Raw genomic sequence first — 24,351 nt, 5'->3', positions numbered from 1 at the left:
ACGTGACCTGGCCCTACGGTGGGAATGTGCTGGATCTGGAACCGCGTGGCCCGCTACCCACCGAGATCTACTGGCGACGCAGGGGATTCGCCGTGGGGATTACGGTTGTCGTGATCGCAATCGTGGTCGCTGCAATCATTGCCGTCGTGGGTAGCAGTTCCGGTGCCAAACCTGCCAACGCTGACAAAGCGGTCTCTGCGCAGGGCAATCTAGGTTCGGCGACGCCCCAGCCGCCACCCCCGAGCGGACAGGAAGGTACCTCCTCGGCCGCGCCACCGCAGGGGCAAAACCCGGAGTCAGTAACGCCCACCGCTGCGGTGCAACCGCCGCCGGTGCTGAGGGAAGGTGATGACTGCCCCGACTTGACACTGGCCGTCAAAGGCCTCACCAACATGCCCCAGTACTTCATTGGCGATCAGCCGAAATTCACCATGGTGGTCACCAACATTGGGCTGGTGTCCTGCAAACGCGATGTCGGAGCCGCAATGCTGGCCGCCTACGTCTACTCGCTAGATAACAAGCGGCTGTGGTCCAACTTGGACTGCGCGCCGTCCAACGAGACTCTGGTCAAAACCTTCACGCCAGGCGAGCAGGTGACGACCGCGGTGACTTGGACTGGGATGGGGTCGTCGCCGCACTGTCCGCTGCCGCGGCCAGCGATCGGGCCGGGTACCTACAACCTTGTTGTACAGCTAGGCAACCTGCGCTCTCTGCCGGTACCGTTCATCCTCAATCAGCCGCCATCGCCGCCTGGACCTGGTGGGCCAGCGCTTGCGCCGCCGTTTGAGGCGCCGCCGGCTAATGCTCACGTTTCCGGCGGGTAACTGCGCTCAGCTGAGCGGGTCCGCGGTTGTCGAATCTGCCAGCTGGGAGAGCCCATCTCGGACGTTACGGGTCCACATTGTGCCTGTCCACCGATTGCAGGTCGTTAGAACTGGCCGTTAGCAGGCCCTGCAGCGTTCTAAACGCCCGGGATAGGAGGTGATTGATTATGGGCGAACTGCAGCCCGGGAATAGCGGTCGTTACGCGGTAGCTTTGCGCGCTCAGCGCTAGGCCCTGGGCCTCTGTTGTCCTCTGGTATCCGAAGATCTTCGCCAGCGCGGTGAAGTTCGAGCAGTTCGGTGTCCGAAAGGGGGTCCAGCTTGTCTAGAGTGGTATCGATTTGTGTTTGGGACTGTGGTTCAGGACTGGCGTGTTAGTGGGCGTACGATCAGTTCCTGCGTGACGTCGTTACCGTCTAGCAGTTCCGCAAGCTGCAGCCACAGTTGCCGTCTTTCGAGGCCGAGTTCAACGACGTCGTCGATAACCTGGCCGATGAGCCGGATTATCTCGGGCCGTTGTACCATTGCCACCACATCGCGGAGCGTGACGAAGTCCTCGATCTTCGCCCGGGGCAGTTGTCTTCTGATCTCATCAAGCCGGGTTTTATGCCGTTCCAGGGTTGCGATGGTCTGATTGGCTCACGGCAGGCTAGTCGCGGAGTCCGCTAGAACATGGTGCCTCTGCCAACGAAGACGGTCACGATCTTTATCGAATGGCTGACCTGGATCATCGGGTAGCCGGTTTGAATGGTGGCTCGTTCCGCTGAGCGGTGCCGGGTACCGGACTTGTCGGTAGCTACTGTGTACATTCGGGGTCAGCTGCACGTTGGCACGCACGATGCCATTCCGGTAGGTGAACAGCACGACGGCGCTGTCCATTTTGCACAGCTTCTGCAGCCGCGTCGGCGCATAGCCGATATCGAGAGAGAGGTCGCCATCGCAGATGACTTCGATGTTCTCGTCGTGGCCGAGCACAATCTAAGCCTCCGATGCGGTCGCACAGGATACGTTCTAGGCGGGCGACAGCCTCACGCAGTATCGGACACGTAACAGTAATGTCATTCTGCTATACGCAGGCTCGAAGATCCCGGAGTGTCTAGCCGTTGTGTTTCAGGGACATACTGTTATGGTGATATTGGCAATGTACTCCAGTGTGCTGACAGTGATGGGTGCGTGCAGCGTGCGAATGCCTGGTGGGGCCGTATATTAACCCGCTGGAATCAGCGCTGTGAAGAATCTTGCCGTACGGCTTTGGTCAAGTGTTGGTCCTTATCGCTGACCCTAACGTAGGTCGCCCGCCAGCCTGACCTTGTCGATCATCACCTCTGTGAAGGGCAGCGGTAGATTCGCGTGGGCCGAGGTCAGCGTGATCGCGACCGCGAGGTCTGACGGCGGATCGGTTAACTACGTTCCGCCCTGGGTGGACAGGTAGACGTCATTGATTGCGATGTTAAGTTGGGTGTGTTTTTCCAGAAGGGCGGTGGCCATCGCGGCCCGGGTGTAGTCGGTCCTGCTGACGGCGCGGCGAGCCACCAGATGGCGTTGTCGACAGCGCCGGAGTCTCACTGATAAGTGGTCACTTTCCATCCAGTGTTACCGTGATCGCGGTACCTGCTACTGGTGTCGGTCGCTGATCTAAAACGGTTCGACGGGTTTGCAATGTCGTCGTGTACGAGGAAACACGCGGCTTTGTCGGTGAGCTGAATTGATTCTTGACGCCATGGACGATCCGCATCGGGTGGTTGCGATCGCCCTCGAAATGCAGCACCACGTCGACGAGGTGTTCAAGCGAGCGTGGTCCGGCGATGGCCCCGTCTCTGGTGACATGTCCGACTACAATCAGCGCAATATCGTTGGCCTTGGTGACGGTCAGTGCGGTCGTTACGGTATGCACTTGCGCAACACCGCCGACGAAGCTATCAGTCTCGGTGGTGTACATGGTTTTGTACAGAGTTGATGATGATCAGCGCAGGCCGGACCGTCGCGATGTGTTCCAGCATGGTACGTTAGGCTTGATGCGGTGGCCGGGTAGACTTCTTGCGCGCTGTCGCAGCCGGTTCGGTCGGCGCGCAGTCGAATCTGGCTAGCGGATTCTTCGCCGAAGGTATGCTTTAGAGCGGCGGGTCTGGATTGTGTCCAACGGTGGATAAGCCTTGAGCAGTAGCGTATGCTTGCCCGCATTTGGGTAACCTGCTGGTAGCGTCACCGAGTCCGACAGTATGCTGTTGCCTAAGTACCCGATCTAATTCGTTGATGCCTGTTAGGGCAGGGTCGCGTGCGGTGCGTATCAGTAGAACTTATCGGAACAGCTTGCGAGACCCGGCTTACGGAACGGCGTCCATTGCCACCAATTACACTGGAGTACAGCTACCGCATTGACGATGGTCATAGATATCGCACTCCCGGCAACGTCTCACCCACTTAGCGGTGATATGGTGGCATTCCGGGCAACGGTACTTCGAGTGCATATTAGCCACGCGATGATAGTGTCGGGTTGGTACGAAAAGCCTGATGTCAAAGATGCTGTGGTGTAAGTCCGACTGATATCGGCACCGTCACACTGGCTGGTCCGGCCTTCTCGAAATTGAAGGTGAAGTTGTAGGTGAGGCCGTTGGTGATGGGCTTAGCTAAGGTGACTGTCGCCCTAGCGGTATTGCTGGAACCGAGGGGGGCTGGCGTGATTTGCTGGTCTTCTGGCGTACCGATGAACAGCGTACCGTTGGCGGGCAGCCGAGTATCGCCGCGCAGTGCCACTGTGCCGATATCACTGCTCACCGACGCCAGACGGTCCGTGACATCCGGGGATTCATTGATGGCCACCAACACCAAGTCTACCGTTCGGCCCGGTTGGAGGAAGGCGCCGGTCTGCGTGACTTGAATGCGGATGTTGCGCAACGCCAGATTGTTGAGCGTGATTTGGTTACCGTTGACGGCCGGCTCCTGGGTCGCGGTCTGCGAGATCTGGCCTGCTCCGCAACTGCTGAGCGCCGTGGCCATCAAGGCCAAGAAGCCTAGTATGGTGACCCGAATAGCCGGCGCGGGAAGGCGGATCTTGAAACGGTTCATTGATTGCCTCCTACTGGAATACTGGTCAAGAAGCTAAAATAGCGGCTCAGCTGTGCACAGTAGTGAGGAATATGCATAGTGGCTCTCGTTTTAGCAACCGGCTGTCGTTGGCAGACGGTAGTCTAAAGTGCAAGATTAGCGTTACATAGCCTGGGTTTGGGCCCTTGGGTGTCACCTAATAGTAATGACTGTTAAAGTGCCGTTGCGCTGCTACGAGAGGATGTTGGTGGAGCGGTGCACTGAATGTCTTGCTCTGTCTGTGAATCCCTAAATCTGTCGGTGTTGTACCCCCTGACCTTTACTGTTGTGCGTGCCTGTCGGACCGCCGTGTTAGGATGAAGCAACGAAAGGGGCTCTAATCAGATGATCTTCAAGGTCGGCGACACCGTTGTCTACCCGCACCACGGTGCTGCTTTAGTCGAGGCGATCGAAACCCGAACCATTAAAGGGGAACAAAAAGAATATCTCGTCTTGAAAGTGGCCCAGGGAGACCTGACCGTTCGAGTCCCCGCCGAAAACGCCGAGTACGTCGGTGTCCGCGATGTTGTCGGGCAGGAGGGCCTCGACAAGGTTTTCCAGGTGTTGCGGGCCCCCCATACCGAAGAGCCGACTAATTGGTCGCGTCGGTACAAGGCCAATCTTGAGAAACTCGCCTCCGGTGATGTCAACAAGGTGGCAGAGGTAGTGCGCGATTTGTGGCGACGTGACCAGGAACGTGGTTTGTCCGCTGGCGAGAAACGCATGCTAGCCAAGGCTCGCCAGATTTTGGTCGGCGAATTGGCGCTGGCAGAGAGCACAGACGACGCCAAGGCGGAGACCATACTTGGCGAGGTTTTGGCTGCTGCTTCCTGAATATCCTGAGGCTTGGGGTGTGGTCGGGGCAACAGGAAGCGTAGTCGCAGTGGTCCCGGCCGCTGGGGCGGGAGAACGGTTAGCGGCAGGCATTCCGAAGATATTCTGTGAACTTCACGGGCGTACGCTTGTTGAGCGTGCCCTTGCTGGACTGTTGGAGTCTGGCGTTGTTGACCACGTTGTGGTGGCAGTGCCCGCTGATCGCATTGATCAGACTCAGCGGGTGCTATCTCAGCAACTAGCCAAGCAGATGAGCCAACACACCACGGTTGTGGCCGGTGGGGTCGATCGTACCGAATCAGTGCGGTCGGCTCTTGCGGCTATCCCCGGACCTGCGGGGGTGAGCACACCTGAATTTGTCTTGGTGCATGATGCTGCGCGGGCGCTGACACCAGCACGGTTAATCGTGCGGGTGGTTGAAGCGTTGCGCGCCGGTCATACCGCGGTTGTTCCGGCTCTTCCACTGCATGACACTGTTAAGGCCGTGGATACCAACGGAATGGTTCTCGGCACTCTGGCGCGGGCCGGCCTGCGAGCGGTGCAGACCCCACAGGGGTTTGCTACCGAGCTGCTATTGCGCGCTTATCAGTGTGGCCCCCATTGTAATTCTGTCGATTTCACCGACGATGCTTCCCTCGTCGAACATCTCGGTGGCCAGGTTCAGGTGGTCACCGGCGACCCGTTGGCGTTCAAGATCACCACCCAGTTAGATCTGCTGCTGGCGAAGGAAATTTTGCGTCAGTGAGCGAATTACCGCGGGTCGGTTTGGGTTTCGATGTCCACGTGTTTGAACCGGGGCGACCGTGTTGGCTGGTGGGGCTGCTGTTCCCCGACGTCGACGGCTGTGCCGGACACTCTGACGGTGATGTGGCGGTGCATGCGTTGTGTGATGCCATGTTGTCGGCTGCCGGGCAGGGCGATATAGGTGGACTGTTTGGAGTTGATGATCCGCGTTGGGAACGCGTCAGCGGCGCTGATATGTTGCGCCATGTTCTCGATTCGTTACTGCGGCACGGCTACGGGGTTGTCAACGCGTCCGTTCAGGTGATCGGTAACCGGCCGAGGATCAGTCCGCGCCGTGCTGAGGCGCAACGGTTGCTGTCAGCGTTGCTACGGGCGCCGGTATCAGTGGCGTCGACGACTACCGATGGGCTTGGCCTGACCGGGCGCGGCGAGGGCTTGGCCGCTATCGCGACCGCATTGGTGGTACGGGTCTGACAGCCGGGTGCTGAAACCGGACAAAATGGAACTAGCAGGTAAGCTGGCACGTTGTGATCGATCGCGCCCGCCTGCGGCTCTACGACACGGCAGCTGGTTCCGTGCGTGATTTCGTTCCGCTGCGAGCCGGGCACGTCTCGATTTATCTGTGCGGCGCCACTGTTCAAGGGCAGCCGCACATCGGGCATGTCCGTAGCGGGGTGGTCTTCGATATCCTGCGCCGATGGCTTATTGCACGCGGCTATGACGTCGCGTTCATTCGTAACGTAACCGATATTGATGACAAGATTCTCAACAAGGCTGCCATTGCTGGCCGGCCGTGGTGGGAATGGGCTGCCACCTACGAGCGCGCATTCGCCGCGGCCTATGACGCTTTGGACGTTATGCCGCCGTCGGCAGAACCGCGAGCTACTGGGCACATAACCCAGATGATTGAGGTGATCGAACTGTTGATTGAGACTGGTCATGCTTACATTGGCGGCTCTGATGTTTACTTCGACGTGCTCAGCTACTCGGAATACGGCAAGCTATCCGGGCACAAGATCGACGATGTCCATCAAGGTGAGGGTGTGGCTATCGGCAAGCGTGACCAGCGCGACTTCACCTTGTGGAAGGGTGCCAAGCCGGGCGAGCCAGCGTGGCCTACGCCATGGGGCCGCGGACGCCCGGGCTGGCATCTGGAGTGCTCGGCAATGGCTCGTTTCTACCTTGGCTCTGCATTCGATATCCATTGCGGTGGAATTGATTTAATTTTCCCACACCACGAGAACGAGATTGCGCAGAGCCGTGCTTCCGGGGACCGCTTCGCCCGTTACTGGTTGCACAACGGCTGGGTGACGATCGGTGGGGAGAAGATGAGTAAATCGCTGGGTAACGTGTTGTCCATCCCAGCGATGCTGCAACGGGCTCGACCAGCCGAACTGCGTTACTACCTCGGCAGTGCCCACTATCGGTCAATGTTGGAATTCTCCGAGACTGCGCTGCAGGATGCAGTTAAAGCCTATGTCGGAGTAGAGGATTTCCTGCATCGGGTGCGTACCCGGATTGGTGCCGTTGGCATCAGCGAACCTACTCCGCGGTTCGCCGCAGCACTCGACGACGACCTGGCGGTGCCGGCCGCGCTTGCTGAGGTGCATCACGCTCGCGCGGAGGGCAACCGGGCGCTCGACACTGGTGACTACGAAGGTGCGTTGATGCATGCCGGTGCGATCCGAGCCATGATGGGCATCTTAGGTTGCGACCCGCTCGACGAGCGTTGGGAGTCCCGAGATGAGACTTCGGCGGCGTTAGCGGCCGTCAAGGTGTTGGTGGCCGCTGAGTTGGACAGTCGGCAGAAGGCACGTGAACAGCACAACTGGGCGCTTGCCGATCAGATCCGCGATCGACTCAAGAACGCTGGTATTGAGGTCACCGATACCGCCGATGGGCCGCAATGGGAACTGCTGGCTGGCGACAAGCACATCGATGTCCGGTAACTCGCGTCGCCGGAGTGTCATCCGCAAATCCGTTACCAAGAAAGGGACTATCGTTGGCTCGGGCGGTCAGCGCCGCCGCGCGTTGCAGGGGCACGGTCCGACACCGCCGGCACATCTGCGTCCAAATCATCCCGCCGCCAAGCGGGCTAAATCCTCGCCGCATCGGTCCGCCAAACGCCCCGATGAGACAGAAACGGTTCTTGGCCGAAATCCAGTGTTGGAATGCCTGAGAGTCGGTGTACCGGCGACGGCGCTCTACATCGCGCTTGGTGCTGAAGACGACGAGCGGCTCACCGAAGCCGTTGCAAGAGCAGCCGACATGGGTATTGTGATCTTCAAAGTACCGCGCACCGACCTGGACCGGATGGCCAACAACCACCTGCATCATGGTATCGCACTACAAATACCACCGTACCATTATGCTCATCCCGATGATCTGTTCGCAGCCGTTTCCGACTCGCCGCCGGCGTTGTTGGTTGCGCTGGACAACATCTCCGATCCTCGTAATCTCGGTGCGATCGTGCGATCGGTAGCAGCATTCGGCGGCCATGGTGTGTTGATTCCACAGCGGCGTTCCGCCTCGATCACCGCGGTAGCATGGCGTACCAGCGCCGGCGCTGCAGCGCGGATCCCGGTGGCTCGGGCCACCAATCTAACTAGGGCGCTTAAGTTTTTGTCCGACCAAGGCCTGCGGGTGATAGGACTGGACGCTGATGGTGACACCGCACTCGACGATCTGGACGGTTCTAATCCGTTGGTGGTAGTCGTTGGTTCGGAAGGTAAGGGTTTGTCACGATTGGTGCGGCAGAATTGCTATGAGGTGGTGTCTATACCGATGGCAGGTCATACTGAATCGCTGAATGCTTCTGTAGCTGCCGGAGTCGTACTTGCCGAAATCGCTCGTCAACGAAGGGGTTAACGCAATTGACAGCGCGTCTTGCCGTTGTCCTACTGACGCTTACCGTAATGCTTTTCGCGTCGATAACGGTGGCATATGCACAACCGTCTGATTTCGACCTGCAGGCTCATCGCGGTGGCCGTGGCGAAACAACAGAGGAATCGCTGCGGGCATTCGCTAAAGCGATCGAAATCGGCGTCAGTACACTGGAGCTCGATATAGTCCTTACCAAAGATCGGAAACCGTTGGTGTGGCATGATCCAACGATCAAGGACGAAAAATGTTCTGACACTGGACCGGCTTTCGTCCGAGACCCGCAGTATCCTTACGTCGGTAAGCTCGTGCACGAGTTAACCCTGCGACAGATCGCTACGTTGAATTGTTACCGGCCTCTCGCTGAGTTCCCTCGGGCAGAAGTGGTGCCGGGCAACAAAATAGCGACTCTGTCGGAAGTCTTTGCGCTCGTCGATTCATACCGAACTTTAGTGCGCTATAACATCGAAACTAAGGTAGAGGCCGATAATCCGAGCATGTCGGCCGAACCACAAGAATTTGTCGACGTGATACTGGCTACGGTCAGGTCTGCGGGCAACCTGGACCGGGTGGAGATTCAAAGCTTCGACTGGCGAACGTTGCCGATGGTGCATCAGGCCGAGCCGTCGATACCGTTGGTGGCCTTGTGGGATGAGCAGACCTGGGTACCGGATTCGCCGTGGTTGGCCGGTATCAATCCGGCTGTGGTCGGCGACCCGATGTTCGGTGCGATGATGGTCGGCGCAAACGTGCTTTCGCCTAGGTACACGTTGGTTACCGGTAAACCGTTTGTCGATCGAGCACACTGGTCGGGGCTCAGGGTCATTCCGTGGACCGTTAACGATGCGGTCGTCTTGCGTGAGCAGATTGGCTATGGCGTCGACGGCGTTATATCCGACTATCCAGCACTGCTGCGCAGCGTGCTGACCGAGCTCGGGCTACCCTTGCTAAGGGCCCAGTAGCTGTGCGCTGGCCCACGGCGCTAGCATCGCCACCATCAGGGTAGCAGGCCTGGCATACAGCCTGAAATGGGTTTACTCGCGGGCGTTGGCCTGGACACTCTATTGCAGCGTAGCACACTGCGCTACAACAAGTTGGACGGTGAGCCAACATAGGTAAGGTTGGATCCGATGTCGGCACCGATCAGCACCGCCAGGATAAGTATTGGCTCGCTGGCGGCTAGTGGCAGTAATCACCAGCGTCGTGGGAAAATTGTTGACTACGTTGGCCAACATGACGATTACGAACGATACCGGCAGTCCGCAACCGGATGGCAGCACCGCAGACATGGAGTTTTTCATTCCGTTGGTTATGACCGTTTGCACCACCGATGCCCAGCGCCAGAACGAACATCGGGAATGACGGATTCACCGAACGCAGGATCTCGGCCACTTACGTGTGCCGATGGCTAAGGCTGCGAAGTGTCAACACCGAGGCGCCGGCCAGTGCAATCCAGGCCGGAGTCACCCCTCTTACCGATTCTGAGGCCGCAAACTCGACAAGCGTGAGCGCCATGACCGCCAAAGTAAACACCGGAGGCCGCGGTGTGGATTTTATTTGCTCGGGGTCGGGCTACACATGAAGGTTGTCGGCGAAAAACCAGTGAAATACTAGGTACACCGCGATCAGCCATGGAAGCGCTATTAGCAGAGAAATTTGGTGAATGAAATGTTAGCGAGATGTAAAACCGACAAGTTGGTCAGATTCGACACTGGAAGTAGCATCGAGGCGACGTTGATCAGATAGGTGGTGGCTTAGGCGTATGGGGTCGCATCGAGGTTCGCAGTCGGCACACGGTTTCCAGCACCACTGGAGTCAGTAAGACGACCGTGGCGTTTAGGATGACCATGGCGGTTATGGCGGCAATGACGAACACGTGCTACAATAGAATGTGTAACCCGATGTGAACGCGCGTCATTGCCGCGCCGGCCACCTCGAGCAGGTTTTTGTAGTCGTATAGCTTTGGTCAGCACTAACACTGTGCCTAAGAATGCGATCACCCGTGCAAGTCCGGCAACCTGCACGGTCGTTTGTTAGATTTAAATCGCGTCAATCGCTATCAGAATGACAATTGCCGGAACCGCTACCAGCGTCTCTGGCCAACCACGTTGCCGGGTAACCGAGAACCTGAGGACAACAGCCAGCCGCAACAGCGCAACGGTCAGCATCAATGTTTAGATCCAGGGATTCTCGCGCCGAAACACCGTAGACCGCTGCAGTGTGATCCCGACGGCAGCGGCTATTTCGTCGAGAATACGCACCAACATATTTAAGTCATTGGTCTCGTATGTCAAATTCTGTAAGGGCTGTTTACAACAGTCAGAAGAAACCACCTAGTATATGAGGATAATCAGGCACGTATCCACGATACACACGGTTTCGAGCCAGTAATCGTGCAAGTATGATGGCGTTTGCAGGCTCAGTTGGCCAACGCTGGGATGGACGGCATCTACGCGATAGCAGGTCAGTGCACTTTTGACGAAACCCGCATTACCCTGGATCAATAGCCGACGGCTCGATGGTCGGTGGTGCACTGGTCATAACCGGAAACTGGTTGGGTGGGAAGTGGTGTTACGCAAATAGGGTGAAGTCCTAGGCGCCCAATTGAATTGGTTCACTGGAGGCTGTGATGATGAAGATGCCTTTTAGGCAGCCCGTGTCCGCTACCGACCTGGTCTGCCGCTTCGCTCCCCACTAACTGGGCATTGGTGCGATCGGCGACTAACGTGGAGCCCATCACGTGGTCGATGTGTGTGCATTGGAATCGTAGCGACAAACTGGGATTTCTTAGCCTGGGCAAGGCAGCCGTTCACGTGCTGCGGCGACGGCGACACTTTGCGGATCGCCAGTCCTACCAGGCTGAGGCGGAAAAAGTAGTCGTCGGTCAATACCACGGACGACCCGTTGTTGGGAAGCAACGTCGTCACATCTATCCACGTCACCGTAAGTAGCGCATCAGGTTTGGCGGCAGTATCGTTGAGCCGATCCGCATACCGCGCGATACCGGGGCGACCGAGTATCAATCTCATCAGCGGAATGTCCTGATATTATCGCCGGTGGCATTGAGCTGACCGGTAGCCACCATGGTCACTGTCCACTGTACCGTCACTGCTGGATCGTTTAACACTGCGCCGGGTTCACGCCGAAAAACCAGCTGGACGTGAGGCCGGTAGGCGCTATCCGCAAACGCCTCCGTAGCCCTGCGTAAGCCAAGTCGCGTATCCTCGTCGAAAAAAGTCGAATCCGGCCAAGCCTGACACCGGTAGCGTCGTGGTCCATGCGATGTATTGCCACACCGACGGCAGAGCCCTGTTCGTGGTTAGTTAGGATCGCATTGTGTAGTGCGCCAAGTTTTTTGATGTACGACACCGCGGAATCGACATCCTGTGCGATAGCCTGTAACGCGCCGATCTGACACACGACATCGGTGAAAGGGTCGTCACGGTATTTGATCAGGCCGAGGGTGGCTGCCGTGTCGGCTAGCGACGGATCGGTCTCATTCTCATGGGCTGGCGGTCAAGGCCGGCAGTGTGTGATTGAACAGGCTGGACGCTTGCCAGCAGGTAGGTGCGCCACAGGATCGGTCACGATGACCCCTAGGGGTAATTGCTGGCAATGGCGTGTTCGGAAATGGCGATCGAGTTGCGCCGCAGCAGAACTCGGCAGCGTTGGCTTGGTAGTATGCGGCATTGTTTTGATTGATGGTCACTAGCCGGTCGGTTGACCGATCTGGTGACGTTCAGGTCGTAGAAGACGTGGCTCGTAGGTGGCTTTTCGGTTGTGGTGTCGCTTGTCAGCGAGTATGTATCCACCGATTTGATGCCCGGACGGTCGGCTAGCATCTTGTCGACCCATATAGTGTAACCGCCACTGTTGTAGACCACTAGGGCAGTGTCGGTGATTGCGACAGCGCGCGTCACGCTGTCCTGTACATCGGTAGATGCCATCACGGTTGCTGTGCGTGGGTGTCTTGAACCAACGTGGCCGCAGCTGGTCGGTGTAGTCGAGTTGATCAGACACAGGAGGAGAGCTGTCAACCGGCGTGTCGGATGAACTAACGCTACTTAGTGACTCATGGAGGCTATCTGCACGCTCGACTTTCCTTTGGCCTACCGGCAGGCCGTCGCGTTGTACTCATGAAAATAGTTTCTAACAAGTATTGCTCGATCGAACACACATAGGCTACGGCGAGAATCCGCTGTAGCCTCACCGAACGTGAGTTCCACATCACTTCTGCGTGCGACTCTGGTAGTAGGCGGTGGAACTCAAGGTGTTGCGTACCATGATTTAGAATGCGTTTAGTCGTCCCGATAAGCTCTAGACTGAACTGCGCGAACGAGTGTTGGCCACGGCTAAGCGGCTAGGTTCTTCCAGGCATGATCTGGCAGCCTAACCGCTGCGCACTCGTAAGGCCGGTACGGTTGGTTTGGTGATGGCTGAATAACTTATGTATTTCTTCAGTGACTAGGTAGCATGCGATTTCGTTGCCGGGTAGTGCAGTCTTGCGGAGAGCTGGGTCAGGGGCTTTGGCTGGTGGCGGTCGTACCCGGTTAACGGAACAGCTGGTGCGCTTGCCGCCAGAGGGGTGGTTTCGTGGTGTATTCGGTTTGCGACGCTGATTCCCTATCCGCAATTTATTCTTCAGTGGCGCCTGCCCGTTGTTTTGGTTGAATAACCCAAAGACCTGTCGGGCTTGTCCCAGGTGGGCATTGACGATCGGGTCGCGATGCGCGAACGCGCTGACTATGTGCTCAGACCGGAACATTGCGAGATCGGGCTGCTGACCATGGAGGCTGGGTCGGGATTGCCGACAGGTCCTGGTGGACGCGGACACCGGCTACAGTCGCCGACCTTTGACGTGTAACGCGAGTGTATTATCGGTGTTTGGGAAGTAATGCCAGCTGTTGGTGTCGAGAAGGATTCGCTGATCGTGGTGGAGGCTACGACCACCTGCCGACGTCGGGTGGACCCGGGCTCTACAGGCCAATCCGCGGATTACCGCACTGACTTGCGCCGCGGGCATATTGACCCTGTCAACTATGGATTACCTTCCAGTACAAGGTATTTATATGCCTGTTAAGATGAGTGTGATCGATTTCGATAGTGCATCCGAGGCGATCTGTCGTGGTCTGACCACAGTAGCGCAGCTAAGCCGGTAGAAGGAGCTGCCGGTCGTCGAACTGCTGAACCCCGAGCTGATTCGGAGACACACCGCCGGCACGCCTGTTTAGGCTGAGTTCAGGGTGCGCTATTTGGACTCTTGGTAGTCAATGAGCAGATGCACGGCCAGGTCCAGTCGCTTGCTGACGTCGGTTGCCGAGGCCCGCCGAGTCAGCCATGCCAGCAAGTTCGACAGCCATACGTCCGAGATCACTCGGGCGATGTGGTACTGATCCTCGGTCGGTTCGCCGTCGGCCATCGCGCGCGCGAACATGCTGTCGATGAGCTTCTCGACGTAATCGACTTCGCTGGCCGCGGAGGCGTCGGCGAAGACGTAGGCGCGCGTCATCGCCTCAGTGAGCAGCGGATTGCGTTGCATCGCACGGTTGAGCTTGCTCACCATGAAGTTCAGCCGCTGATACGGGCTGTTGCCGGATACCGACAAGCGATCGGTCTTGGCGTCGATGCGATTCAACTCCCACCCGAGGGCCGACACCAGCAGGTGCACCTTGGACGGGAAGTAGCGATACAGCGTCCCTACGGCCACATCGGCCCGGTCTGCCACGGTACGCATCTGAACCGCCTCGTAGCCGCCTTTCGACGCGATCGCCATGGTTGCATCCAAGATGCGTTTGCGTCGTTCCCGTTGCGCATCCGAGCCCAATTCGGACTCAGCCAGCACCACTGCGTGCATGGCCTCGCGCGGCCGCAGGTCGCAACGCGGGTCGGAGTCATGTTCGCTGGCGACATCTGACTGGCTGTTCCTCTTCCAGTCTTCCAGGCGGTTTGTGTGAAAACGATACGCATGCCGAGCGTGAATTTCCCACCTCCGTATTATTGGTACTGCGACCTTTGAGGGACGTGTCCTAACTGTTAACTAGCCGTCGACTGGACGATCGATAGCCGACACTATTAGAACACGTTCTAGTGGGCGAAAGTGCTTCATTATATTACGATGAATTAGGGACGCGGAGGACACGCCGGTGGTAGTGACTGTCACTGACGACCAGTCCGTGGCGCGTGAGTTGATGCGTGACTGGGTCCGTAGTGCGGCCTCCGGGCTAGGCGGGACCGCAGTGATCCGCGCCATGGAGGTTGGCCTTCAACACGGGGATGCTGACGCCTGGCGGCCGGTGTTCGCAGGCCTCGCCGACCTAGGATTATTTGGTGTTGCTGTTGTTGAGGACTGCGGCGGTGCCGGTGGCAGCATCGAGGATTTGTGCGCGATGGTCGAAGAAGCAGCCAGGGCGCTGGTGCCCGGTCCGGTCGCCACCACCGCTTTGGCCACGTTGGTGGTCCCTGATCCAGCATTGCTGTCCACGCTCGTCTTGGGGGAGCGCTTCGTCGGGGTGGCGCTCGAGGGCGATGTGGACTTCGACGACGTGACTTCGCGAGCGTCAGGCACGGTCGATGTGGTGTTGGGCGCCGCCGACGGCGCGATATTGCTGTTGCCCTCTGCTGGGAAATGTGTACTCGTTGACACTGGCAGCGACGGTGTCCAGGTGCAGCCGTTAGGAGCCACCGACTTTTCCCGGCCTTTGGCCCGGGTGATGTTGACGTCGGCACCGGCTACCGCGGTGGCGGTGTCGCGGGACCGAGTGGCTGAGTTGGCCGCGACGGTGTTTGCGGCTGAGGCGGCGGGTGTGACGCGATGGGCCCTGGAGACCGCGGTTGGCTATGCCAAGATACGTGAACAATTTGGCAAGCCGATCGGCAGTTTCCAGGCCATCAAACACCTGTGTACGGAGATGCTGTGCCGCGCTGAGCAAGCCGAAGTGGCTGCTGTCGATGCCGCCCGTGCTGCTGCGGATTCCGATCACTCCCAGTTGGCAATTGCAGCGGCATTAGCCGCCAGTGTCGGTATCGTCGCTGCGAAGGCCAATGTTAAAGACTGCATTCAGGTACTCGGCGGGATCGGCTGTACCTGGGAACACGACGCGCATTTGTACCTGCGTAGGGCTCATAGCATTGGGCGGTTCCTGGGCGGTGCTGAGCGTTGGTTGCGCCGCGTCTCCGCGTTGACTCAAGCCGGTGTCCGTCGTCGCCTGAGCGTGGACGTCACTGGCCTGAAAGAGGTGGCCAATATGCGAGCCGACATCGCTGCGGCCGTTGCTCAGGTCGCCGTGCTGCCAGAGGAACAACGTCAGCGGGGCCTGGCCGATGCTGGGCTGCTGGCACCGCATTGGCCGGTACCCTATGGACGGGGGGCATCGCTGGCTGAACAGCTGCTGATCAATCAGGAAATGTCGGCGGCCGGCGTTGTACGCCCAGATCTGGTGATCGGTTGGTGGGCGGTGCCGACCATTCTTGAATACGGCACACCCGAACAGATACAGCGGTTTGTGCCGGCCACCATGCGTGGTGAATTCCTTTGGTGCCAGCTATTTTCCGAGCTTGAGGCCGGCTCTGACTTGGCATCGTTGCGAACCAAGGCGGTACGGGCTGATGGCGGTTGGCTGCTGACCGGACAGAAGGTGTGGACATCCAAGGCGCACCTTGCGCAGTGGGGTGTGTGCCTAGCGCGCACCGATTCGGATGCCCCGAAGCACAAGGGTATCACTTACTTCCTTGTCGATATGGCCGCCGTCGGGATCGAGATCAGGCCTCTGCGTGAGATCACCGGCGATGCGTTGTTCAACGAAGTCTTCTTGGATAATGTATTTGTCCCTGACGAGATGGTCCTTGGTGCTGTGAACGACGGCTGGCGGTTGGCCCGTACTACATTGGCGAACGAACGGGTAGCGATGGCCGCCGATATCTCGCTGGACAACCCGATGGAAGAGCTGCTCGAGGTGCTAGCAGAAACCGATAGTGATGCTGCTAAGCAAGACCGGCTGGGGTGGTTGATCGTCGCCGCTGCGACCGGCACGCTGCTGGACCAGCGCATCGTCCAGCTCGCTGTTGAAGGCCAGGATCCGGGGGCACAGTCCAGCGTGCGCAAACTCATCGGGGTCCGTTATCGGCAGGCACTGGCTGAATACATGATGGACATGTCCAAGGGAGGGGGCCTTATGGAGAATCGCGCCGTGCACGACTTCCTGAAAACCCGGTGCCTGACCATCGCCGGAGGCACCGAGCAGATTTTGCTCACGTTGGCCGCCGAGCGACTACTTGGTTTGCCTCGTTAGTCTTTGGAAGTGAGATTGTCGCCGTGGCTGTGGATCTGCTAAAAGCACGGCTATTGGGTGCAATCACGGCGACGGTAGTGTCGTAGCCGATAGCAGCAAGCCAGAAGCACGTTAAGAAAATGTCGTCTGGGCGCAGGTGCTGGGGGAGGTGAGGTTGATCCCGGGGTAAACCACTTGGATGTGTGTGCAGACGATGATGTTTGAGTCCGTCTTTGGCTGGCCGGTCGACCAATCGGTTGAGTCGATGACGCCGGTGATCTGGTACTTATTTGGCGGGCCTTCACCAAAGTAGATAGTGGTAATCACGTCGGACCCACCTGCTTTCATGATTCTCTCGAAAGGGCTGGTGACATGGGTGTCCACGTAAGCCAACTGGTTTGATGACCGGATCTCGGTGGTTTGGCGGGCCCATAGGCCTGGGGGAAATCCGGTCACACCGTCTGGTGTACATAGCTGTGCTCCAGCAGTGAAGTCGCAACTTCCGGTTGCTTTGTGGCAATCGACCATGGCGTGTGTTTCCTGCTGAGTCACACCGTCAACCGGGAATAGGATGGTGGCGGTGTTGCTGTTCGCCGCGGAGATCGGCGTGGGTGCCAACATCGGCATCAGTGCGACGATTGCGCTGCTCCTGAAAAGCCGATTTATGCTGCTTCTCTTCAGTGTTCGTCGAACTGGACCCACGCTCAATGTAGTCCACTGCTTACTCGTCGTAGGTCACTTCCACCAACGCGGATTCCGGGTGGGACTGACAAGCCAAGATGAGTCCGTCGTCGAGGTCCTGCTGCTCGAGCACGTCGTTGACTTCCATGGTGACTTTGCCGTTGCGTAAGGTACAAGCACACGCACCACAGTGGCCTTTCCGGCACGAGAATGGCGCATCGATGCCTGCTGAGACTAGCACATCGAGCAGCTTGGCTTGGCGCGGCCATGATACGGTGTGGGTTTGACCGTCTAGCTGCACCACCGCGGTGGCGGGCTGCTCGTCAGTGGTGTCCTCGATTTTTATCGCCGCGAACGGATCTGAATCCAGCGATTTAAACACCTCGATGTGTACTTGCTGGGCCGGTACTCGCAACATTGCGAGGGCGTCCCGGGCGGCCTGCATGTATGGACCGGGCCCACAAATGAATGCCGGTCGGTCGGTGTAAGGCGCGGCCAGTTTCGCCAGCGCGAAGGCGTTCGGAAGTCCTTGTAGCGACTCCAACCAGTGCACGACCGTCAGTCGATCGGGATATTTGTCGGCCAATTCACACAACGCGTCACTGAAGATCACAGAGCGGTCGTCACGGTTGGCGTAGAAGAGGGCTACTTGCCCGTTGCCCGCAGCGAGCGCCGACTTACAGATCGACATGATCGGGGTGATTCCGCTGCCGGCGGCCATCAAAAGAAAGTCGCTGCCCAGTGTTTTAGGCACGAAATTACCCGACGGAGCTAGCGCGTAGATGCGCATACCCGCCTGTGCATGGTCGCACAACCAGTTGGACGCGTATCCGTCCGCGGTGCGTTTTACCGTGACGGCGAGCGCGTTGTCGGTGACTGGTGAGCTGCACAATGAGTAGCAGCGCGCCACTGAGCCGGTACGGTCGCTGGGAATACGTAACGCCAGAAACTGGCCGGGCGCGTAGTGCAGCCGATCGGGCGGGATGACTTGGCCGCCTGGTCCCTTCGGTACCGCAAACACCAGCGACCGTGCGTCGTCAGTCTCGGCGACGACCTCGGCGATCTGCAGTTCAAGGACGTGGCTCCCGAGCGGTTCATCCGGAATTGCCTCGGTCAATACCCGTCTCCCCTTCCGGCCTAAATCTAGAACCTTCAGCCTAACTAGAACATGTTACAGAAAACATGATCCTCGCCACTACCAGCTGCAGGAACACTCTGCTCGACACGAATCGGAACGTGTTCTAGCCTTACCTTTAGGGTGTCCATTAAGTTTCATTGTCCGACCCTATCGTGCTCCGCTGCCGGGTCGGCAGATCGTCCCAGTCCACACGCCCAGGAGGCAAACGTAAGTGACGTCCATTCAACAGCGTGATGCGCAGTCAGTCTTGGCCGCTGTCGATGATCTGCTTCCGCAGATTCGTGAGCGCGCCCAAGCGACCGAGGATCTGCGGCGGCTGCCGGATGAGACTATCAAGGCCCTTGACGACATCGGTTTCTTCACTCTCTTGCAACCCGAGCAGTGGGGTGGTCTGCAATGCGATCCGACGTTGTTCTACGAGGTGACGCGGCGACTTGCTAGCGCATGTGGTTCTACCGGCTGGGTGAGTTCGATCGTTGGCGTACACAACTGGCATTTGGCGCTGTTTGACCAGCGGGCTCAGGAAGAGGTTTGGGGTAAGGACCCGAAAACACGGATTTCGTCGTCGTACGCGCCAATGGGCGCCGGTGTCGTGGTCGAAGACGGCTATCTGGTCAGCGGCTCATGGAACTGGTCGTCGGGCTGTGATCATGCCAGCTGGACGTTTGTGGGTGGCCCGGTCATTAAGGACGGCCGGCCAGTGGATTTCGGTAGCTTCTTGATTCCGCGCACCGAATATGCAATCGACGACACCTGGTATGTGGTCGGTTTGCGCGGCACCGGTAGCAATACGTTGGTAGTCAAAGATGTCTTCGTTCCCCGACACCGGTTTTTGTCCTACAAGGCAATGAATGACCACACCGCCGGAGGGCTACAGAAGAACACCGCTCCTGTGTACAAAATGCCTTGGGGAACTATGCATCCGACCACAATCTCGGCGCCGATAGTGGGTATGGCTTATGGTGCGTACGTCGCGCATGTGGAGCATCAAGGCAAACGGGTGCGTGCGGCGTTTGCGGGAGAGAAGTCCAAGGATGACCCGTTCGCCAAGGTTCGCATCGCCGAGGCGGCGAGTGATATCGACGCCGCGTGGCGTCAACTGATCGGCAATGTCGGGGACGAGTATGCATTGTTGGCAGCTGGCAAGGAGATTCCCTTTGAGTTGCGTGCTCGAGCACGTCGTGACCAGGTGCGCGCCACTAGCAGGTCGATTGCCTCGATCGACCGGCTGTTCGAAGCTTCCGGTGCTACTGCGTTGTCTAATGATGCTCCAATTCAACGATTCTGGCGCGACGCGCACGCCGGACGGGTGCACGCCGCCAACGACCCTGAACGTGCCTATGTGATCTTCGGGAACAACGAGTTCGGGTTGCCGCCTGGCGACACGATGGTCTGAGCCATGACCACCACTGAGGAATTGACTTTCGAATCCACCTCGCGCTTCGCGGAAGTCCAGGTAGAAGATAGGCCGCTTAAACTGCACTACCACGAAGCCGGTGTCTGCAACGACCAGACAGTGGTGCTGCTGCATGGCGGCGGTCCCGGCGCATCGAGCTGGACGAACTTCTCGCGCAACATTGTGGTACTGGCGCAGCATTTCCATGTGTTGGCCATCGATCAACCTGGCTATGGTCACTCTGACAAGCGCGCTGAGCATGGACAGTTCAACCGCTTTGCCGCGACCGCGCTCAACGAGCTCTTCGACCAGCTGAATCTGGAGCGTGTTCCGCTGGTGGGCAACTCGCTGGGTGGAGGTACCGCGGTGCGGTTCGCTCTCGACTACCCCGACCGGGCTGGGCGACTGGTGTTGATGGGTCCCGGCGGGCTAAGCATCAATCTGTTTGCGCCCGACCCGACCGAGGGCGTCAAACGACTATCGAAGTTCTCTGCTGAGCCCACCCGAGAGAATCTCGAGGCGTTCCTGCGTATCATGGTGTATGACAAGAACCTGATCACTGCAGAGTTGGTGGATCAGCGATTTGCGTTGGCCAGCACACCGGAGTCGTTGATGGCTACACGTGCGATGGGAAAGTCTTTTGCTGGAGCTGACTTCAAGCTTGGCATGATGTGGCGCGAAGTGTATCGACTACGCCAGTCGGTGCTACTGATTTGGGGCCGCGAAGATCGTGTCAACCCACTGGACGGTGCATTGGTCGCACTAAAGACTATTCCACGTGCGCAGCTACACGTCTTCGGACAGTGTGGGCACTGGGCGCAGGTGGAGAAGTTTGACGAATTCAATAACTTGACTATTGATTTCCTGGGAGGCACGAGATGAGTATCCGGTCGCTCGGTTATCTGCGCATTGAGGCTACCGATGTATCAGCCTGGCGTGAATTCGGCCTGAAAGTCCTTGGCATGGCCGAAGGTAAGGGCAGCGACGACAGTGTGTTATATCTGCGGATGGACGATTTTCCAGCTAGGATGGTGATCGTTTCCGGCGAGCACGACCGGCTCATAGAAGTCGGCTGGGAATGCGCGAATGCTGAAGGTCTGCAAGAGATTCGGAATCGGCTCGATGTGGAAGATGCACCGTATACAGAAGCTACCGCCACGGAATTGGCAGACCGCCGGGTGGACGAGATGATCCGGTTCTCCGATCCTTCGGGCAACTGTCTCGAGGTTTTTCACGGCACCGCTCTAGAACATGGCCGGGTGGTTAGCCCGTACGGGCACCGGTTCGTCACCGCTGAACAAGGCCTGGGCCACGTGGTGTTGTCTACCCGTGACGATGCCGAGACTTTGTGCTTCTATAGGGATGTGCTGGGTTTCAAGCTGCGTGACTCGATGCGGCTACCGCCGCAGTTCGTTGGGCGGCCCACTAATGGAGCCCCCGTTTGGCTGCGCTTCTTCGGCTGTAATCCGCGTCACCACAGTCTGGCCTTATTGCCGATGCCGACGTCTAGTGGGATCGTGCACCTGATGGTCGAGGTCGAGCAGGCTGACGACGTGGGTCTATGTCTGGACCGAGCGTTGCGCCACAAGGTGCCGATGTCGGCCACACTGGGCCGTCATGTCAACGATCTGATGTTGTCGTTCTACATGAAAACGCCTAGCGGTTTCGACGTTGAATTCGGTTGTGGAGGAAGGAGAGTTGACGATAACGACTGGATCGCCCGGGAAAGCACCGCGGTGAGCCTGTGGGGTCATGATTTCACGGTCGGCGCCCGGCGACTAGCGCACTGATGTCGACGCAGATCGATTCTCGGACTTTCCGGCAGGTGCTGGGTCAGTTCTGCACCGGGATCACCATCATCACCACCGTACACGACGAGATCCCTAGCGGCTTCGCGTGTCAATCATTCGCTGCGTTGTCGTTGGACCCACCACTGGTATTGTTTTGTCCGACCAAGGTGTCACGGTCTTGGCAGGCCATCCAGGCTAGCGGTCGGTTCTGTGTCAATGTATTGACCGAAAAACAGAAACACATTTCGGCGCGATTCGGTTCGCAGGAACCCGACAAGTTCGCAGGTATCGATTGGTGCCCTTCACAACTCGGTTCGCCGATTATTGACGGATCGCTAGCCTACATCGACTGCACGGTGGCGTCGGTTCATGACGGCGGCGATCATTTCGTGGTGTTTGGTGCGGTTGCCTCATTGTCGGAGATTCCCAAGGTCAAGCCGCGGCCGTTGCTGTTCTATCACGGCGACTACACTGGCATCGAACCGGATAAGACCACACCAGCTTACTGGCGCGATGACCTAGAGGCATTCCTCACCGCCACCACGCAGGACACCTGGCTGTAAATTTTTTCTGTGAATTGCACGCACGGTTCCGTGAGTTTCATTATACTAAATTTCTCGGTGTGTGTCTTTTAGTAGTTTGTCCTTGGTCTCGGTGCCCCAGCGCCAGACAAACAACAGCGACGAAATCATGCATAGCGCATAAAATACGTACACAAGGCTCAGCATGTTGCGCAACGCTGGGAATGTTACGGCGATGTACCAGTTGGCCGCCCGTTGCCTGGCTGCGGCCACACCCAACGCGGCGGCTCGAATTCCGGTTCGGGAACACGTCTCACCGAGTAGCACCTAGACGACTGGTCCCCATGACATGCCGAACGTGATCATAACGAGGTTGGCCGTGATCAGCGCGACTGGGCCAACGGCGCCTTCGAGGTGCGATTTGCTGTCGATAAACTTTGCGATACCAAAAATCGCCGCCGCCATAACAAGCGTTATGTACATGCTTGCGGGACCCAATCAACAGTAGTGACTTGTGTCCGATCTTGTCGATCAGCGCGATCGCGATCAGTGTGGTCAGGATGTTTGTTACTGAGGTGGTGACGGTGATCGTGAACGATGATTTTTCGGTGAAATCGACTGTTTCCCACAGCACATTGGACTAATTAGGAGATTACGTTGATGTCGACGAACTGTTGAAAGATCCACAACCCGAAGCCCATCCATACGCCGCTGTACAGCACGCCGGACAGCTTACGTCAATCTCGCTAGGACCGTGGTTTTTGGTCTGCAGTAAATCCTGGATCCGCGAGATCATCAAGTCTGGGTTTCGTCGTCCCAACAGCAACGTGATGCCCTGATTGTTTTCTGGAATATACCGCTTTGCGGTAAGATAACGAGAGGACTCCGGAACCGTGTAGGCGAGCATGCTGTACGCGGCAGCGGGCACGGTCATCACGATGAACATCCATCGCCAGGCCTGCGGACCTAGTCCGCATGTGTTCACGCGAGTCGCCTGCCACGTGTGCCAGCAGCCAGTCGACCGTTAGCGGCAAGAAGATGCCTGACACGATAGCGCGTTGCTGTAGCGAGCTTAGGTACCCGCGGATGTTGTGACGGTGACGTCTCTGCGAGACAGGTGGGCGCTATACTGTGATCGAATTAAGTTAGGTCGGCAAGCCATCCTACTGTCAACGCCTTGAGTGCCGCCTCAGCAGCGTGAAGGCTACGGTGAAGCCCAACAACGGCGTTGCCGGTGTGGAAATCGTTCTGAACGGCTGCGCAGCTCTGTTGATCATTGCGCTGCCGTAGTCTAGATAGCCAGACCGCCAAGAGCGGCAATGGAAGTGACCTGAGCTGCGTTGCGGACCGATGAGAGGTCTCCAGAATGGGTTGATTTTGACTGTACGATCGGACTGTGATTTGCCATGTGGCCCCTTTTCACCTAACGGATCTGCGGTTAGCAATGAGCCATGTCGCCAGTTTGGCTGAGCAACCGTGCACCGCAGCGGCGCGCAAATGGAACGTAGTTACCAACGTCTTGCCGCTCACGTCTTAGGGTGTTATATGAAGTCTAATGCCTCGATAGTCACGATAACGCTCTGATGCGTGGTCGGGTTGGCGCTACTGATGCAGTATACAGGGTTGTCGACGGTTACTACCATCTCGGCGTGCCGTGTTATCGGCATGGGGGTACAGTATTTTACTTCACCTTCGGTGAGGTAGTACATCTCGACCACGTTCAGCACCTATGTCGGCTTTTCGCCACCGACCACCACGATCAGGCCATCTGTGAACACCACGCCGAAGCTTTCATCACTGGCCGGTATGCTGAGCGACTTAGTCCACGCTCCTGATTTCGGGTAGAACAGTTCAAACGCTATGGAGACCCTACAGGTGGAAAGGAACCTCCCGCCTATCGCGTACACATAGGTGTCATCCGACAGCACAGCCAGGTAATCGCAGGGGTAGGCGTGATTGCTGCATCCTTCCATGAGATGCCATCTAAAACCTTAGTCTGCGGGACGCAGCTTAGCTGAACTACATTGCCGTGCATAGCAGGAAGCTCGGTGCACAGGCCGGTGGCACACTGGTCGAAGAGCCAACAGTGGATCATCTACGCAGCGCACGAACGTTTCATGCACGACGGGTATGAGCAGACGACTGTCCGCACAATTGCCACCGCACGCTAGCATGGATATCGCAATAGCCTATT

At 57.9% G+C, this 24,351-nt stretch carries 21 protein-coding genes and 6 pseudogenes; 13 read left to right on the top strand and 14 right to left on the bottom strand.

Annotation, left to right across the window (positions count from 1 at the left end):
* The first annotated feature begins 26 nt into the window (after window positions 1–26).
* Complete coding sequence (locus tag MUBE_RS06490; protein ID WP_116539927.1) at window positions 27–824, top strand: hypothetical protein; 798 nt, start codon at window positions 27–29, stop codon at window positions 822–824.
* Window positions 825–830: 6 nt separating this feature from the next.
* Here MUBE_RS06490 and disA read toward each other — a convergent pair.
* From disA to MUBE_RS06475, 3 genes and pseudogenes are all read right to left on the bottom strand, one after another.
* A pseudogene (disA, locus tag MUBE_RS06485) lies at window positions 831–1,879 on the bottom strand (DNA integrity scanning diadenylate cyclase DisA).
* Window positions 1,880–1,932: 53 nt separating this feature from the next.
* Window positions 1,933–3,299, bottom strand: a pseudogene (locus MUBE_RS20060) (DNA repair protein RadA family protein).
* A gap of 37 nt (window positions 3,300–3,336) precedes the next feature.
* On the bottom strand, window positions 3,337–3,888 hold the full coding sequence (locus MUBE_RS06475; protein ID WP_116539909.1) for a copper chaperone PCu(A)C domain-containing protein: 552 nt from the start codon (window positions 3,886–3,888) through the stop codon (window positions 3,337–3,339).
* A 363-nt stretch (window positions 3,889–4,251) separates the two neighbouring features.
* Between MUBE_RS06475 and carD the strand changes: the two genes are divergently transcribed.
* The 6 genes from carD to MUBE_RS06445 are packed head-to-tail and all read left to right on the top strand — an operon-like array spanning window position 4,252 to window position 9,326.
* Window positions 4,252–4,740, top strand: a complete 489-nt coding sequence (gene carD, locus MUBE_RS06470) for an RNA polymerase-binding transcription factor CarD (protein ID WP_116539908.1) — start codon at window positions 4,252–4,254, stop codon at window positions 4,738–4,740.
* 19 nt (window positions 4,741–4,759) lie between these two features.
* Window positions 4,760–5,485, top strand: a complete 726-nt coding sequence (ispD, locus tag MUBE_RS06465) for a 2-C-methyl-D-erythritol 4-phosphate cytidylyltransferase (RefSeq protein WP_116539926.1) — start codon at window positions 4,760–4,762, stop codon at window positions 5,483–5,485.
* Window positions 5,482–5,958, top strand: a complete 477-nt coding sequence (ispF, locus tag MUBE_RS06460) for a 2-C-methyl-D-erythritol 2,4-cyclodiphosphate synthase (RefSeq protein ID WP_116539907.1) — start codon at window positions 5,482–5,484, stop codon at window positions 5,956–5,958. Before ispD ends, ispF begins: the two co-directional genes overlap by 4 nt.
* Window positions 5,959–6,011: 53 nt before the next feature.
* On the top strand, window positions 6,012–7,433 hold the full coding sequence (cysS, locus tag MUBE_RS06455) for a cysteine--tRNA ligase (RefSeq protein ID WP_116539906.1): 1,422 nt from the start codon (window positions 6,012–6,014) through the stop codon (window positions 7,431–7,433).
* On the top strand, window positions 7,423–8,352 hold the full coding sequence (gene rlmB, locus MUBE_RS06450) for a 23S rRNA (guanosine(2251)-2'-O)-methyltransferase RlmB (RefSeq protein WP_116539905.1): 930 nt from the start codon (window positions 7,423–7,425) through the stop codon (window positions 8,350–8,352). The genes cysS and rlmB overlap by 11 nt, the downstream gene beginning before the upstream one ends.
* Window positions 8,353–8,399: 47 nt before the next feature.
* Entirely contained in the window at window positions 8,400–9,326 is a 927-nt protein-coding gene (locus MUBE_RS06445) for a glycerophosphodiester phosphodiesterase (protein WP_116539904.1), read from the top strand.
* On the opposite strand, the pseudogene MUBE_RS06440 reads toward MUBE_RS06445, so the two are convergent.
* The 3 pseudogenes from MUBE_RS06440 to MUBE_RS06430 all read right to left on the bottom strand — a co-directional run.
* A pseudogene (locus MUBE_RS06440) lies at window positions 9,312–10,535 on the bottom strand (SLC13 family permease). The gene MUBE_RS06445 and the pseudogene MUBE_RS06440 overlap by 15 nt on opposite strands.
* A 3-nt stretch (window positions 10,536–10,538) precedes the next feature.
* Window positions 10,539–11,393, bottom strand: a pseudogene (locus MUBE_RS17565) (MBL fold metallo-hydrolase).
* Between the two features lie 29 nt (window positions 11,394–11,422).
* Window positions 11,423–11,805: pseudogene (locus MUBE_RS06430) on the bottom strand (LamB/YcsF family protein); the annotation flags it as partial.
* 1,252 nt (window positions 11,806–13,057) lie between these two features.
* On the opposite strand from MUBE_RS06430, the gene MUBE_RS20715 reads away from it, so the two are divergent.
* A complete protein-coding gene (locus MUBE_RS20715; RefSeq protein ID WP_481318830.1) occupies window positions 13,058–13,228 on the top strand; it encodes a hypothetical protein in 171 nt (56 codons plus the stop codon).
* Between the two features lie 384 nt (window positions 13,229–13,612).
* On the opposite strand, the gene kstR is transcribed toward MUBE_RS20715, so the two are convergent.
* Window positions 13,613–14,218: a cholesterol catabolism transcriptional regulator KstR gene (gene kstR / locus MUBE_RS06415; protein WP_116539902.1), complete on the bottom strand. Its 606-nt coding sequence runs from the start codon at window positions 14,216–14,218 to the stop codon at window positions 13,613–13,615.
* Window positions 14,219–14,507: 289 nt separating this feature from the next.
* Here kstR and MUBE_RS06410 point away from each other — a divergent pair, with 289 nt between their 5' ends.
* Window positions 14,508–16,652 (top strand): acyl-CoA dehydrogenase family protein, encoded by a 2,145-nt coding sequence (locus tag MUBE_RS06410; protein WP_116539901.1) that lies wholly within the window; start codon window positions 14,508–14,510, stop codon window positions 16,650–16,652.
* A 111-nt stretch (window positions 16,653–16,763) separates the two neighbouring features.
* On the opposite strand, the gene MUBE_RS06405 is transcribed toward MUBE_RS06410, so the two are convergent.
* Window positions 16,764–17,258: a hypothetical protein gene (locus tag MUBE_RS06405; RefSeq protein ID WP_116539900.1), complete on the bottom strand. Its 495-nt coding sequence runs from the start codon at window positions 17,256–17,258 to the stop codon at window positions 16,764–16,766.
* Between the two features lie 94 nt (window positions 17,259–17,352).
* A complete protein-coding gene (locus MUBE_RS06400; RefSeq protein WP_116539899.1) occupies window positions 17,353–18,429 on the bottom strand; it encodes a 2Fe-2S iron-sulfur cluster-binding protein in 1,077 nt (358 codons plus the stop codon).
* Between the two features lie 232 nt (window positions 18,430–18,661).
* Here MUBE_RS06400 and hsaA point away from each other — a divergent pair, with 232 nt between their 5' ends.
* Genes hsaA through hsaB form a run of 4 tightly spaced genes read left to right on the top strand, consistent with a single transcriptional unit; the run spans window position 18,662 to window position 22,199 of the window.
* Window positions 18,662–19,846: a 3-hydroxy-9,10-secoandrosta-1,3,5(10)-triene-9,17-dione monooxygenase oxygenase subunit gene (hsaA, locus tag MUBE_RS06395; protein WP_116539898.1), complete on the top strand. Its 1,185-nt coding sequence runs from the start codon at window positions 18,662–18,664 to the stop codon at window positions 19,844–19,846.
* Window positions 19,847–19,849: 3 nt separating this feature from the next.
* Window positions 19,850–20,728, top strand: a complete 879-nt coding sequence (gene hsaD / locus MUBE_RS06390; protein WP_116539897.1) for a 4,5:9,10-diseco-3-hydroxy-5,9,17-trioxoandrosta-1(10),2-diene-4-oate hydrolase — start codon at window positions 19,850–19,852, stop codon at window positions 20,726–20,728.
* Entirely contained in the window at window positions 20,725–21,636 is a 912-nt protein-coding gene (gene hsaC / locus MUBE_RS06385; RefSeq protein ID WP_116539896.1) for an iron-dependent extradiol dioxygenase HsaC, read from the top strand. The genes hsaD and hsaC overlap by 4 nt, the downstream gene beginning before the upstream one ends.
* Window positions 21,636–22,199 carry a 3-hydroxy-9,10-secoandrosta-1,3,5(10)-triene-9,17-dione monooxygenase reductase subunit gene (gene hsaB, locus MUBE_RS06380; RefSeq protein WP_116539895.1) on the top strand — a complete coding sequence of 188 codons (564 nt, stop codon included), beginning with the start codon at window positions 21,636–21,638 and terminating at the stop codon, window positions 22,197–22,199. Before hsaC ends, hsaB begins: the two co-directional genes overlap by 1 nt.
* A 45-nt stretch (window positions 22,200–22,244) precedes the next feature.
* On the opposite strand, the gene MUBE_RS06375 is transcribed toward hsaB, so the two are convergent.
* The 5 genes and pseudogenes from MUBE_RS06375 to MUBE_RS06355 all read right to left on the bottom strand — a co-directional run bounded on the left by MUBE_RS06375 (window position 22,245) and on the right by MUBE_RS06355 (window position 24,130).
* On the bottom strand, window positions 22,245–22,484 hold the full coding sequence (locus MUBE_RS06375; protein WP_116539894.1) for an MFS transporter: 240 nt from the start codon (window positions 22,482–22,484) through the stop codon (window positions 22,245–22,247).
* Window positions 22,485–22,640, bottom strand: a complete 156-nt coding sequence (locus MUBE_RS17560; protein WP_243632903.1) for a hypothetical protein — start codon at window positions 22,638–22,640, stop codon at window positions 22,485–22,487.
* A 67-nt stretch (window positions 22,641–22,707) separates the two neighbouring features.
* Window positions 22,708–23,064, bottom strand: a pseudogene (locus tag MUBE_RS06365) (sugar porter family MFS transporter); the annotation flags it as partial.
* A 634-nt stretch (window positions 23,065–23,698) separates the two neighbouring features.
* Entirely contained in the window at window positions 23,699–23,884 is a 186-nt protein-coding gene (locus MUBE_RS06360) for a hypothetical protein (RefSeq protein ID WP_116539891.1), read from the bottom strand.
* A complete protein-coding gene (locus MUBE_RS06355) occupies window positions 23,885–24,130 on the bottom strand; it encodes a Kelch repeat-containing protein (RefSeq protein WP_116539890.1) in 246 nt (81 codons plus the stop codon).
* Window positions 24,131–24,351: the final 221 nt, after the last annotated feature.

Origin of the sequence: Mycobacterium uberis (assembly GCF_003408705.1) — a bacterium.
GTDB lineage: Bacteria > Actinomycetota > Actinomycetes > Mycobacteriales > Mycobacteriaceae > Mycobacterium > Mycobacterium uberis.
Note: the sequence above shows the minus strand (reverse complement) of the source record. Positions and strands in the feature narration are given on the sequence as shown.